Consider the following 13,960-nt stretch of genomic DNA (forward strand, 5'->3'; position numbering starts at 1 on the left):
TCACCTACTTCATGCCATTTTGGTCTTCAAAGTTCTTGAAAAAGTTCTTTAAATCTGCCGAAGAAACGTCTGATTTAACTGTAGCTTTTTTCTTGCTCCAGTCTGTTGCCTTTTCAACCCTTTTTGCCTGAGTATAACGAGGATATTTTCCTTTATTTTGCTCACGTTTGTTCATATAGTCAAGTGCCTGCTCACCCGTCTTCACACCGTGCTGCAACCAATCATGCAGGATTTTATTCGCTAAACGATAGGAAATATTCGGTGCGCTTTTTAGACAAGCGTAGGTCAAAAGATTCAGCAATTCAGCTGGTATCCCTTTTTCATTGTATAAACTGTCAAGGACATGATATTCGCTTGCATCAACATAATCATGACGCTCAGTTTTTAGATAATATAAAAACTGAGCTGGAGATTTACTCTTAGCAAGTTGTAAAAGTTTTTGTTCTTGTTCACTAAAATGCGTATTTGAAGGACTGGTTTCTTCAGCACGCGTGACTCTTTTAAGTTGATCACGTGTTGTTTGGGCATGAATACTGTTTGCGATTGTTTTTTTGATTAAAGACATATCAAGCTGATAGTCACCGTGTAAACACGATAAAGCCTCATCAACAAATTCTTGTTCGGACAAACCATAGGTGCGCATAACGGCCCGAATTGCTTCCCGGTTGCGATCAATTTCTGTCTCTGGAATTTGATAAATCTCAAACTGCTGCTTCATAAAATCCCAGTCAATCTTGTCATCTTGTTTGATACTTGCCTGAACAGGTTTAGGAATCTGGTTTTCTTGAGCAGCCTGTTTCACTTCAATTGAAGGTTCAATTGCTTCTTGATCGGGTAAACGAAAAACGTCCATGAATGAGGCAGAAACATCAGTTGCGGTCGCTAAGCCATTAGGTTGGTTTAAGTTCTGACTACCTTCTTGGGCAAAGACATGACTCAATTTTTGAAATGCGCTAATACCAACTTTCTCCTTAAGCAAACTGGCTAAAAGAGGAGTAGCAAAAAATTCATTACTACTTGGAACCTTTGCTAGCTGAAAAACTAGTACCTGACCCATAATTTCATTTTCAATCATGCGTGTTTGAATCAAACCAGTACCTTCAAGCTTATGCAGCGCAATAAAAAGGCTTTTAAGGTTGCAATCAAGCTGTTCTTGTAACGCGTATAAGCCAGTTGAATCAGATAGCATTGCACCAGAATTATAATCTTCATTCAGACTAAGGTACATGGAAAGAGCAAGAGAGCCAATTAAAGGCTGATAAAGCTTTACTAAAATGCGAAGATCAGCTGGATATAGGTCAATATGATTAGCAATAAAAAAAGGTTGTTTGGGATTATCTGTCTCAAACATTTCTAATTTCCTTTCTCTCTTTTAGCAATCATATCCTCCATTGTCTTCATGAAACTCGACATATCTTTAAATTCGCGGTAAATCGATGCAAAACGAATATAAGCAACATCATCTAGTTCAGCTAATTCATCCATTACCAACTGACCAATTTTTTTCGAAGATATTTCACTTACACCTTGCTGTCTAACCTTGTTTTCAACGTGATCAACTAGTTCTTCAAATTGTGCACTGGTAATTGGACGCTTTTGTCCAGCTGCCATTACACCATGCAGAATCTTTTTACGATTAAACGGCTCTCTAGTATTATCATTCTTAATTACTAATAATGGCGTTGTTTCAATTCGCTCAAAAGTAGTAAAGCGAAAGCCACAGTTTTCACATTCTCTTCTGCGTCTAATTGCACGATTTTCATCACTTGGACGCGAATCGATTACACGTGAGGCATTTTGCCGACAATTAGGACATTCCATCTTAGTCCTCCTCTTTTAGTTCACATAGCAGGTTTGCTAATTTAGTTTCTAGCTCTTTTATTGTACCAGTATTTGTGATGACATAATCTGCTAATTTTTCCTTTTGCGATAGTGGCATCTGTGTTTTTATTCTATTTAAAGCCTCAGTTTTATTTAGGCGATCACGTGTCATTAATCGCTGCAATTGCAACTCCTCTGGAACCGCAATTAACAAGGTTTTATCGCAATAATCTTTTACTTTAGTTTCAAATAGCAAAGGTGCATCTACAATAACTACTGGTTTCTTTAAAAGTTTATTTTGCGTAATTTTATCTTCAATTTCGCTAAAAATCAATGGATGTGTTATCTGGTTAAGCACATTTAACTTACTTTGATCATTAAAAACAATTTGTCCTAATTTTTTGCGATTAAGTGTACGATCAGAATTTAAAATATCTTGGCCAAAGTAACTAATCACTTTTTTATAACCTAACTGACCGATATTTAAAATGTCATGTGCAATCACATCGCTGTCAATAACAGGTAAATTGCGCTTAAGGAAAAAAGCATCTGCCGTGCTTTTCCCACTTGCAATTCCACCTGTTAAGCCAAGTACTAAAGTCATTTATAAATTACCTGACAGTGGGGACAAAATGTAGTCCCTCGGCCCGAAACTTTTATTTTTTCTAGTGGTGTGTCACAACGAACGCATGGCTCTCCCTTATGACCATAAACTTTGAGCATTTCCTGAAAGCCACCGGTTTTTCCATTAGCATCAAGGTATGTATGAACCGTAGTTCCTCGTTCTTCAATCGCTAGTTCAATTAAAGAATTAATGTTATCGTGAAGCTGTTTGATTTTGGTTTTTGGTAGTGCATTGGCCATACTCAAAGGATGAATTTTGGTTTCCCATAAAACTTCATCAACATAGATATTACCTAATCCAGCAACCACTGACTGATCAAGAAGCGTATTCTTAATACTCTTTTTCTTGCGCGCAAGTCCCCTAGTAAAAGCAGCAACTGTAAAATCGGGTGAATTAGGTTCTGGGCCCAGTTTACTGATACCAGTTACTTCTTTTTCCGTTCCAGTTTTAACTAACTGCATTCTACCAAATTTACGAACATCGTTATATCTCAAAGCTGAGCCATCGGTAAAAACAAACTGAACATGATCATGCTTATCTTTTTTCGTATTTTCTTTAACTAAGCGATACTTGCCTTCCATACGCAAATGAGAAACTACCGTCAAGTTCCCACTCAACCTAATCAATAAGTACTTCGCATAGCGATCAATCGTTTCTATTTTCTTATTAACTAATTGCTGTTCAAATTCTTGCGGATCACTGGCAATAATTTTGGGGTACCACAACGTAACTTTTTTTATTGTTTTTCCTTTAATCAGTGGTAATAAGGTACGACGTACCGTTTCAACCTCTGGCATTTCTGGCATTACTTATACTCCTTATTTGGCATCAAACCAGTTGTGACCATAACCTGAATCAGCAACTAAAGGAATATCTAATCTAACTGCTGATTGCATTACTTCAGGCACAATCTTCTTAATTGTTTCAAGCTCATCTTTTGGAACATCAAAAATCAATTCATCGTGAACCTGGACAACCATCTTAGTCTTCAAGTGCATTTCATCTAACTTTTGCTGCATATTAATCATTGCGATTTTAATAATGTCTGCGGCAGATCCTTGAATTGGTGAGTTGATTGCAGTTCTTTCTGCAAAAGAACGGACATTAAAATTCTTTGCATGAATGTCAGGAAGATACCGACGTCTATGCATAATGGTTTCCGCATAACCCTTTTCACGAGCAACTTTCACCGCTTTATCCATATAATCTTTAATTTGTGGATATTGTTCAAAGTAGTTATCAATAAATTCTTTTGCCTGCTTACGACTAATATTTAAGTTTTTAGACAGGCCATAATCTGAAATACCATAAACAATACCAAAGTTAACTGCCTTTGCACGGCGACGCATTAATGGTGTTACTTCATCGGTTGACTTTAAGTGGAAAATTCTCATTGCAGTATGAGCGTGGATATCATACCCCGTTCTAAATGCTTCTTGCATCTGCTCATCACCTGAAACCTGAGCCAAAACCCGCAATTCAATTTGTGAATAGTCACAGGAGAAAATATAACCATCAGGTTGACTAGGAACGAACGCTTTTCTGATCTGCTTTCCTTCATCTGTTCTAGTTGGAATATTTTGTAAGTTAGGATCAACTGAAGAAAGACGTCCTGTTGCAGTCAAAGTTTGCAAATAACGTGTATGTACACGTCCGTCTTTTTGAATGACATCAAGCAAACCATTAACATAAGTTGACTGGATTTTTGCAATTTGACGATAAGAAAGAATCTTTTCAATAATTGGATTCTCATCCTTAAGCTGATTTAAAACATCAACTGAAGTCGAATAGCCAGTTTTAGTCTTTTTGATTGGCTTAAGGCCCATTTTTTCAAACAGGATATGGCCAAGCTGTTTTGGCGAATTAATATTGAACTCTTCGCCAGCTTCTTCATAAATTTCCTTCTCCATTTTGGACAATTCGACGGCAAACTCATCTTGCAATTGGGTTAATGTATCAGGTAATACCTTGATACCATTAATTTCCATCTTTGCCAAAACGCGCGCAACGGGAATCTCGATGCTAGCAAAAAGATCATCCTGTTCATGCTCCTTAAGTTTAGCAAGTAAGGTTTCCTTCAAGCTTTCGATTGCTTCAGCCTTGGTTGCAAGGTGATTAAACAAAACCTTATCATCTTCAGGAATTTGTTCACTTTTTCCTTTGCCGTAGACGTCCAAATCACTTCTAACAGAGTTATTGCCATACATCCGGCAAACTTCAGCCATGTCATCCGAATTATTTTCATTGTTAATCAAGTATGAAGCAAGAAGCATATCATAATCGATTCCATGTGCATGAATTCCAAGTCGGTTAAGTCCAACTGTCGTACGTTTTAAATCAAAAACATTCTTTTTGATTTTTTCATCTTCTAACAGATGTTGCAGATTTTGCTCTTTTAATAGGTCAACATCGCGACTGACATAAATTTGACCAGCAATTTTAAATGCAAAACCAACAAAATCAGCTAAATGATAATTAGGTCCGAGCATCCCTAGGTAAAAGACAATGGTGTCGCCTTCTTTAGCATCAACTTTTGCCAAATTATCTTTTGTCACTTCTGTGTATTCCATCAAAACTTTTTCATTTTCATCATTTTGATTTTCTGAATCTGCAGCGTTAGGATTAAGTTCACTTAAAAACTTTCTAAAATTCATTTTTTCATAAAAACGTCGTAATTTTGGATAGTCGATATCCTTACGTTTAATATCATCAATTCCAATCGTAACTGGAGTTTGACAATCAATAGTCGCAAGTTTTTTACCCAAAAGAGCCTTGTCTTTATCGCTCAGCAGGTTTTCTTTTAATTTTGACTGCTTCATTTCGTCGATATGATCATAAAGATTTTCAACTGAACCATATTCTTGGACCAATTGTGAAGCCTTTTTGGGCCCTACCTTGGTTACTCCTGGATAATTATCGGAATTGTCACCCATCAAAGCCTTCATGTCGATAAATTCAGTTGGTGTAACACCATTAACTTCTTTCATGTGTTCCGGTGTGTAAGCTTCTAAGTTCATCACACCTGACTTAGTCACCATGACCGTAGTCTTTTCAGTAGCCAATTGGGTTAAATCTTTATCACCAGTCACAATTGTTACATCGAAACCATTTTCTTCACCGATTCTAGAAAAAGTACCGATGATATCATCTGCTTCATAATTTTCCAGCTCGTAGGTCGATATACCTAAGTCGTGCAGCAATTCTTGAATATACGGTAATTGCTCGGACAATTCACCTGGTGTTTTTTGACGTCCCCCCTTATAATCAGCGTACATGTTATTTCTAAAAGTAGTTTTGCCCGCATCAAAAGCAACTAACACATGGTCAGGCTTAACATCGTTAAGTAAGACATCGAGCATGTTTTTAAATGTATAAATGGCATTAGTATGTAATCCCTCAGGATTTCTGAAGTTCTCAAGCTGACGGTATAATGCATAAAAAGCGCGAAAGGCAACAGAATTACCATCAATTAAAAGTAGTTTTTGGTTAGCCATTAGATCTCCTCACAGTTAAACTAGTCTAGTATTCATTAATCATTTTACCAGTTTTTCCTTTTTTCTGGCACAATACTGATCTATCTTGCAATTTACTTTACTTATTAATTTTGAACAGCAAAAAAAGACTGAAAACTCAGTCTTTTAGGTTAGTCTTTATTTAGTTCATTGTACTGATCCATATAATACATGGTGTAGTAGCACCTAAAATAGCATCACTTTCGGCTTGTGACTTATCATAATGAGATAAATCATTTTGGGTCTTAACCAAGATTGCTTTTGCCGCTTTGACTTCTGAAATTGTTGCCTTATCAGAGTTTAGTGTAGTTTTAGCTAACTTCAGTGCAGCCTTAAAGCGATTTTCAAGATTACTCAAAGACGAGCTTTGGTATGGCGTAATGTTTTCTTGATCTACTAAATCTTGTAATTCCTGTTTGTCTTCTTTGACTGCTATCTTAGCATCTTTTTGAGCCTGCTCAGGTGTGTTAGTTGGTTTTAAAGCTGGACCTGATTCATATTCAGTTGTATCTGCCTTAACATAAACTAACCCAGCAAAATCTTGTGCATGATAATTAGCTAATGAATAAAAACGAGGCTCGTTCCAGGAATCCTTTAACAAGTAAAATAGTTCTGCCTTATTGTCATTAGCATTCCACAAATAAATTGCACTTTCAACTGGGTAAACATCATAGGCAGCAAAAGTTGCGTTAGGATCAGTTGTAGAACGAGCTGAACCATCCACATTATAAGTTCCAGCTTTTTGGGTAAATATAATGTAACTAGCTTGCGTATAAGTTTGCAACTGTTGCTTAGGTTTAGCCTTTATTTTGGTTTCTGGAATAAAGGCAGTCTTAGTTCCGCGAACACGATATTCAATCGAAAGACCTGATTGGCCTGACATACCAGTCACACGGTCAACTTGATAGATTTTACCATTTTTTAAGTTAATACTGTCTTTACCAACACCGATTTTGTATGATTCGTTCTTTTTTAAATTGGCAATTTTAACAGTTGCTTGATCAGTATATAAGGGATGGCCAGCAATTCGATAAACATTGTTTGCTTTAACATATCCACCGGAGCTAAGTTTGTAATAGCATTGGCCCTTAATCATCTTATATGGTAACCAAGATTGCTTTTCACGATCTTCATTTAACAAATAGAACTTTTTAGTGTTAGGTTCAACTTCTTTAATAGAACCAGAAAAGTTTATACTCGTGCCCTTTTTCAAATATGCATTATTCTTTTGCCCATGATAATTTTTAATCCTTTTACCCTTTTGATTAAAAATATAGGCATTATGCGCTAATTCAAGACTGTTATTGTCTGTTGCTGCTTTAACAGTTGCAGCGTTAAAACTTGCTAACCGGCTTACAAGCCCAAGCGTTATCATTCCAGCTACTGCGCCTTTAAGCATCTTTTTTTGTAAATTCATAATTACCTCAAACTACTTTTTTTAAAATTTTAATCTCTATTTTAGCTGAAAAATAAAATTAATAAAGAAAAAACCAAACTAAAATTTTTAGTTTGGTTCATAAACTAACTACAGAATTTCTAATGCTTAATAAAAACTATTAAATCAACACCTAATATGGCTTCGTATCGGTTACATAATCTAGAAGACTAAGTTCGTCAGGCGACTTCAATTCTTTTTCTTGCTGTCCTTTTAGGACAAAGGTTGCTTGTTTGACTTCCATTACAGTTGCAGTATCTGAAGCAACAAGCTTTTTGGCAGTTGCTAACGCTGCATCATAACCGTCATGTTTAAATTCCTTGTAAGATTCTGAATTCTTAACTACATTTTCTTGATCAATTAGTTTCTGCAAGTCTGATTTTTCAGTGCTTGTTGCTAGCTGAGTATCAGCTTTAGCCTGCTCAGGCGTATTAACTGGTGTCAAGAATGGCCCACCGATATATTTACAGTCATCGGCTTTAAGATAGCTCAAATTATCATTAGAATTGTCCACGTAAACAATATCACCCATACCTGAATCACCTAGCAAATGATAAAACAACTCAGCCTTATTTTCTTTTGGTAACCAAATATAAAGTAATTCATCTACTGGTAGTTTATCACCTTTACCAAAAGGTCTATAGGCTTCAAATGGTGGCTGTTGGTTTTCTCTAACTTCACCTTTATTGTTAAAAGTATTGATACTGGCATTAACTAAAACATAGGTATAACCACTAAAAGTCAGTAATTTCTGTCTTGGTGGAGTTACTACAACTGATTTTGCTAAAAAACCAGTCTTTGTACCACTAATACGGTAAGAAGGAACTGCAGATGGATCCTCCTGCTTTAACGTGGTACGATCTACCTTGATATTTTGCTTATTCTTGATCATCATGCTGTCTTTTCCGCGACCAACAGGAAAAGAATTAGGAGTTTTTACCTTAACGGTTGCTTCAGCAGTATAAAGCGGTTTTTGATTAATCTGGCCAACATTGGCCGCATTAATATAACCACCAGAACCTATATTGTAATAATAGCTTTTGCCAATCTTAGTATATGGTAACCATGTTTGGTGATAATTATCATCATCTAAAAGGAAGTACTGCTTAGTATTGGGCTCGATAGATTCAAGCTTATCAGCAAACTTTACAGTTGCTCCTTTATACAAATGAGTCTTGTATCTACTGCCCTGAAATCTCTTGAGTCGTTTACCATTTTTATTATAAACGTAAGCGCCATGCACTAATTTCATTGTATTCGTAGTTGTCGTTGCTGCAAACACTTCATTTGTTTGACGTACTGTTGCAAAAGATCCTAACGCCAAAACGCTTGCTATGGCACCTAATGCAATTCTTTTCTTTAACTTCATAATATCACCTCATTATCAATTATAGTCCTAAATACTATTTACGACTTTAATAAATAAAAATGACCATTACCTAATAAGTAACGGCCATTTTTTAATTAAATTAATTTTTCCAAAGCGTCTTCATACTTTTGAATATCACCTGCACCCATAAAGACAATCACACTGTCTTTATTTTGAGCCAGGTCAGCAATGTTGTCGAGGTTGATTACTTCGGATCCAGGAATCTTAGCTACTAGATCCTCACTCGAGATGTCGCCACTTGCTTCTCTGGCAGAAGCATAAATTGGGGTAACGTATGCTTTATCAACACCACTTAAAATTTCTTCAAAATCATGTGCATACTTCTTGGTTCGCGAAAAAGTATGCGGTTGGAAGACAACTACAAGTCTCTTATCAGGAAACTTCTGTCTAGCTGCTTGAATCGTTGCCCGCATTTCAGTTGGGTGGTGAGCATAATCATCGATAATATTAATATCGCCAAAATCCTTTTCGGAAAAGCGGCGTTTAGCACCTTGATACGTAAGGAGCCCTTGCTTGATATCTTCCAAAGGTATCTTCTCTGTGTGAGCAACAGCAATAACAGCCGTTGCATTCAAGATATTATGATCGCCAAACAAATGAATTGTGAATTCACCAATCATTTGACCGTGATCCAAAACACTGAAGGTGGATCCTTCTGTTGTTCGCTTGACGTCTACTGCTTGAAAATCATCATTAGCTTCAAACCCGTAAGTATATTTAGGGACTGCTGTTTTGAGTTCACGTAAACGTTCATTGCCACCCCAAACAAATAAACCTTTTTTTGTCTGATCTGCAGCAGTTTGAAAGGCGGAAGTATAATCTGCTTGATCCTTAAAGTAGTCAGGATGATCAAAATCAATATTTGTCATAATCTGATAGTCAGGATGGTAGGCCAAAAAGTGACGGCGATATTCGTCAGCTTCGTAGACAAAAAAGCGTGAATTCTTGATTCCTTTTCCTTCACCATCTCCAATTAGATATGAAGTTAGCGCTGCTTCGCTCATTACGCGAGCAAGAATTCCGGTTGTTGAGGTCTTGCCATGAGTTCCTGCAACACCAATACTTGTATGCATCGCAACAACTTCTTCAACCGTATCAGGATAGCTTTGCCAGCTAATCCCTTTGTCCTCACAAGCCTTAACTTCAACATTATCGTTTTTGAACGCATTCCCTTTAACAATTACTTGACCTTCAGTTTTGATATTGTCAGCACTAAAAGGAGCAATTTTAATCCCAGCTTTTGCGAGTGGTTCCTGCGTGAATGTATATTTTTCAATATCACTACCGCTCACTTCATAACCTAGATCATTAAGTAATAATGCTAGGGCAGCCATTCCTGTTCCCTTAATTCCAATAAACCAAATTTGCTTGTTCTTGTCTAACATATCTTAGCTCCAAAATCTATTTTTCATCGTTTATTATTTTACCATTGTTGCAGTAAAAAGAGCAGAGTTCAAATAAACAGTTAATTACAAAAATAAATCTCAAATTACCGCTGTACGTTTTTAACCATAAAAAAACTTCACGTTAACCGTGAAGTTTATGTTTATTTATAGGCTGATTTTACCGCTAGCTAATAATTCATCACATTTAGCAGCATCAAATTCGTCTCCAACTTGAAAATCATCTGGTAAAACCATGATGCCACGTTTTTCTGGAGCATGTTCAAGGCCTAATTCACGTGCTGAACAAATCATTCCGTATGAATCAACATGACGTAATTCACCAGGCCAAATCATTTGTCCGTTAGGCATTAAAGTTCCTGGTAAGGCAACAACTACCTTTTGTCCTTGAGCAATATTAGGAGCACCACAAACAATTTGATGTTCTTCGCCGTTACCAACTTCAACTGTAGTGACATGTAAATGATCAGAATCAGGGTGCTTATCACAAGTCTTAACATAGCCGTAAACCAATGTTGGTTTACCATATGCAAGTTCCTCAGCAAAACCGGCATCTGCTAATGCTTTATTCAATGCACTTAAATCTGCATCGGATAATTTAACTTGACCGTCTGGTAACTTATCGTAATCAATAACTTTATCAACATTGAAAAAATTGAAGCCAGTGACGTTCCCTTTTTCATCAGTGATACGAGTAATATTACCTCTTTCTTCATATTCACTCTTACCTTGATCTTGACCTAAAATAACAATCAAAGTATTGGGATAGCTACGTTTATTAATACTAGTAATCATCAAAATTCAATCCTCTTTCACTTAGTCCAATGACCGCAAAAAATCTTCAACTTGGTCTTTGGTTTTACGATCCTTATTAACTAGTCTACCAATTTCTTCGCCATCTTGGTAGACCACGAATGATGGTATTCCCATAATGTTTAACTCTTTAGCCACATCAATTGAACCATCACGGTCAATTTGGTAAAACTTACTTTCAGAAAAGTCTTGTTCAATTTCAGGTAAAAATGGATCTAAAAAGTGACAATCAGGGCACCAGTCAGCTGAAAATTCTAAAACTACTCGGCCACTTCTAGTTATCTCTGATAGTTTTTCTTTGTTTAATTCTTTAATTTGTTCCATATCATTAAGCCTCACTCATCTAGATAAATATCTAATCTATTCTACTCCAAAATCTGCATGAAGAGCGTAAATTGGATTACCTTTAGCAGCAAATTTGTGCTCATATTCAGTTTCAATGTTCATTGCTACAATCTCCTCATTTTCATGATGAAGATCAACAGAGACAAAGTCAAAATGCATGCCATAATTGTTCATGCTAGCGACTGAATATGAGAATAATCCTGAGTTATCAGTCTTAAACTCAATTTGACCTTCAGGCTTCAAAATCTTTTTATATTTTTCTAAAAATGTTTTATAAGTTAAGCGCCGTTTTTCATGTTTTGTTTTAGGCCATGGATCGCTGAAGTTCAAGTATAGCGTATCAGCTCTATTTACAGCGAAAAATGACGTAATATCTGCTGCATCAGCACATAAAATTTGTAAATTATCTAGCTTCTTTTCAAGTTTCGTTCGCAAAATCATTCCAGCAGCTGTCACTTGCAGTTCAAGTGCAACAAAATTCTTATCGGGATTTTGTTCAGCCAAAGTGGTAATAAAATGTCCCTTGCCTGAACCAACTTCAATTTCCAACGGTCTGGAACAGTCTGCAAAACGCTGTGACCAATCAATCTGTTTTTCAGGATCAGGACGGTCTAATACACTTTCTGGATGCTCCTGTACCAACTTAACTGCCCACGGCTTATTCCGTAATCTCACTTTTAAATCTTCCTTTTCTTGATTTTGATTGGTAAGTATAACCACAAAATAATTATACTAAAAATTAATAGACCGAGGATTGCCTCAGCTAGCTGCAAACTAATTGGTAAGATAATTAGCCAAGACAAGCTAATAATAAGCCATTGCAGGCCTAGCGCCAATTTAAGTACTGCTACTAAATCTTGGCCCCTTTTTTCGCGTTCAATCGGATAAATTCGATACATAACGTTATCATCAAATTCAGATACTAAGGGTAATAACTGGTAAACGGTCAGAAAAATAACTAAGCATGACAAACCAAACGCCCAAAGCCAGTTCTGAACTAGCCATGAGATTAAAATTGCAAATGCAGTCATTCTTACTAGTAAATTAAGGTATTCTGGATTACGCAATAAAGAACGACGATATAGGAATTTATTTGGTTCTTCTTTTGCCAAAGATTTTGGTAACAAAAAGTCTAAATATTTACGCCGCTTTATACTGATTTTCTTTTCTTTTACATCAGTAAACATGCTAAAGGCACTATAAACACGATTTTTTCTATCTTGTTCTTGGTTAACCGCATATTGCCAATCAAATAAAGCAACATTTTTTTGCTTTTGTGCAAGCATAAAAAGCGCACCTAAAATCAAGATGACAGCTATATAGCTACAAATTGTCCAAGTGGCACTGCAAATTAAGCCAAGTAAAAGTAGCAAGCTGAGTAGTGGCAATGAAAGCTTATGACTCGAATATAAATTATATTCTTCTAATTTCAACTGAAGAACTTTTGCCAATAAAACTACTACTGCAAGTACAACATATGCTACTGGAGATATTTCAGCTTTAAGTGTCGCGAAGGGAAACAAGATTCCCGCAATAAGTACCAAAATAATTGTGGGTACAATCAAGCTATAATTTAGCATTGGTTTTAAATAGTCACGCATTTGCTTATCCTGCGGTAAGAGAAAATGCAAATCAGCTGGCTCAAGTAAAGTTACTAGTTTTCCAGAAATTAAGGGCAACCAAATAATTACTCCAACTAGCGGGCGGTAAAACCATAATCCGGTTGGCATCTTTTTCATACTCTGGGCGTACCAAAACATTAAGGCGCCGAATAGAAAAATCAGAGCCAGAATAAAGAAATCATTAAAAACTAACACCAAGTACTTAAGCGACTGCTGTAAATTTTTGCGTAATCTTTTTTGAGCTAACTCACGCATGACGTTGCTCCTGATTTAAGATTTGGTAAATCTTGTCGAAAGAATCGCTATCGTTTAGACCATAATGCTGCCTAATCTCAGTCAGATTACCTACAACATCAATTACACCATTGTTTAATACCGCATAATTTGAAATTGCTTGCTCCGCATCAGCTAGGATATGAGTCGACATCAAAATCATTTTACCGTCACTTATCGCTGCTTTAATCAGTTCAATTAAATTAGCTACAGCAAGTGGGTCCAGACCAGTAAATGGTTCGTCAATCACTAAAAGAGGTGTATCTGCTAGAAATGCAGTGACAATCATCACCTTTTGCTTCATCCCTTTGGAGAAATGAATTGGTAACCACTCTAGCTTGTCCTCCAACCTGAACATCGTTAACAGCTTATTCGCTCTTTGCCAAGCCTTATCTTCATCCAGTTGATAGCTTAAAATTGTTAAATCTAGATGCTCTTTTAAGGTCAGTTCAGGATATAAAACTGGTATCTCCGGAATATAAGCAATTTGTCGCTTAAATTCAGTTGGTTGTTTAGTTAATTCTATTCCATTTAAACTAATTTTCCCTTTTTGCGGACGTAACAATCCTAAAATATGTTTAATTGTAGTAGATTTTCCAGCACCATTAAGTCCAATAATGCCTAATGCTTCTCCTGGTTTGATTTCAATATTAATATCGTTAATGACTGGCACACCAGTGTAGCCACCAGTCAAATGCTCTATTTTTAGAACCATAATTCC

13 protein-coding genes are annotated in these 13,960 nt (G+C 36.3%); all 13 read right to left on the reverse strand.

Features of this window, described 5'->3' with window-relative positions; all coding sequences use genetic code 11:
- Nucleotides 1-4: 4 nt before the first annotated feature.
- The gene (locus tag DKL56_RS05125) at nucleotides 5-1,351 is read right to left on the reverse strand and encodes a DnaD domain protein (protein WP_109715650.1); all 1,347 of its coding nucleotides are present in this window, start codon (nucleotides 1,349-1,351) and stop codon (nucleotides 5-7) included.
- Between the two features lie 2 nt (nucleotides 1,352-1,353).
- Complete coding sequence (gene nrdR / locus DKL56_RS05130; RefSeq protein WP_046307290.1) at nucleotides 1,354-1,821, reverse strand: transcriptional regulator NrdR; 468 nt, start codon at nucleotides 1,819-1,821, stop codon at nucleotides 1,354-1,356.
- A gap of 1 nt (nucleotide 1,822) precedes the next feature.
- Nucleotides 1,823-2,425, reverse strand: coding sequence for a dephospho-CoA kinase (coaE, locus tag DKL56_RS05135; RefSeq protein WP_109715651.1), 603 nt, complete (start codon nucleotides 2,423-2,425; stop codon nucleotides 1,823-1,825).
- Complete coding sequence (gene mutM, locus DKL56_RS05140; protein WP_109715652.1) at nucleotides 2,422-3,252, reverse strand: DNA-formamidopyrimidine glycosylase; 831 nt, start codon at nucleotides 3,250-3,252, stop codon at nucleotides 2,422-2,424. The genes coaE and mutM overlap by 4 nt, the downstream gene beginning before the upstream one ends.
- Nucleotides 3,253-3,264: 12 nt before the next feature.
- Nucleotides 3,265-5,940, reverse strand: a complete 2,676-nt coding sequence (polA, locus tag DKL56_RS05145) for a DNA polymerase I (protein ID WP_109715653.1) — start codon at nucleotides 5,938-5,940, stop codon at nucleotides 3,265-3,267.
- A gap of 160 nt (nucleotides 5,941-6,100) precedes the next feature.
- The gene (locus DKL56_RS05150; RefSeq protein ID WP_109715654.1) at nucleotides 6,101-7,375 is read right to left on the reverse strand and encodes an SLAP domain-containing protein; all 1,275 of its coding nucleotides are present in this window, start codon (nucleotides 7,373-7,375) and stop codon (nucleotides 6,101-6,103) included.
- Nucleotides 7,376-7,526: 151 nt separating this feature from the next.
- Nucleotides 7,527-8,762 carry an SLAP domain-containing protein gene (locus DKL56_RS05155; RefSeq protein ID WP_109715655.1) on the reverse strand — a complete coding sequence of 412 codons (1,236 nt, stop codon included), beginning with the start codon at nucleotides 8,760-8,762 and terminating at the stop codon, nucleotides 7,527-7,529.
- A 95-nt stretch (nucleotides 8,763-8,857) separates the two neighbouring features.
- On the reverse strand, nucleotides 8,858-10,168 hold the full coding sequence (gene murC, locus DKL56_RS05160; protein WP_074425040.1) for a UDP-N-acetylmuramate--L-alanine ligase: 1,311 nt from the start codon (nucleotides 10,166-10,168) through the stop codon (nucleotides 8,858-8,860).
- A gap of 165 nt (nucleotides 10,169-10,333) precedes the next feature.
- Nucleotides 10,334-10,981: a YtpR family tRNA-binding protein gene (ytpR, locus tag DKL56_RS05165; RefSeq protein WP_109715656.1), complete on the reverse strand. Its 648-nt coding sequence runs from the start codon at nucleotides 10,979-10,981 to the stop codon at nucleotides 10,334-10,336.
- 21 nt (nucleotides 10,982-11,002) lie between these two features.
- A complete protein-coding gene (locus DKL56_RS05170) occupies nucleotides 11,003-11,323 on the reverse strand; it encodes a thioredoxin family protein (protein ID WP_109715657.1) in 321 nt (106 codons plus the stop codon).
- Between the two features lie 36 nt (nucleotides 11,324-11,359).
- Entirely contained in the window at nucleotides 11,360-12,019 is a 660-nt protein-coding gene (trmB, locus tag DKL56_RS05175) for a tRNA (guanosine(46)-N7)-methyltransferase TrmB (protein ID WP_109715658.1), read from the reverse strand.
- A gap of 2 nt (nucleotides 12,020-12,021) precedes the next feature.
- Nucleotides 12,022-13,221: an ABC transporter permease gene (locus tag DKL56_RS05180; protein WP_109715659.1), complete on the reverse strand. Its 1,200-nt coding sequence runs from the start codon at nucleotides 13,219-13,221 to the stop codon at nucleotides 12,022-12,024.
- Nucleotides 13,214-13,954 (reverse strand): ABC transporter ATP-binding protein, encoded by a 741-nt coding sequence (locus tag DKL56_RS05185; RefSeq protein ID WP_109715660.1) that lies wholly within the window; start codon nucleotides 13,952-13,954, stop codon nucleotides 13,214-13,216. Before DKL56_RS05185 ends, DKL56_RS05180 begins: the two co-directional genes overlap by 8 nt.
- Nucleotides 13,955-13,960: the final 6 nt, after the last annotated feature.

Origin of the sequence: Lactobacillus apis (genome assembly GCF_003150935.1) — a bacterium.
GTDB lineage: Bacteria > Bacillota > Bacilli > Lactobacillales > Lactobacillaceae > Lactobacillus > Lactobacillus apis.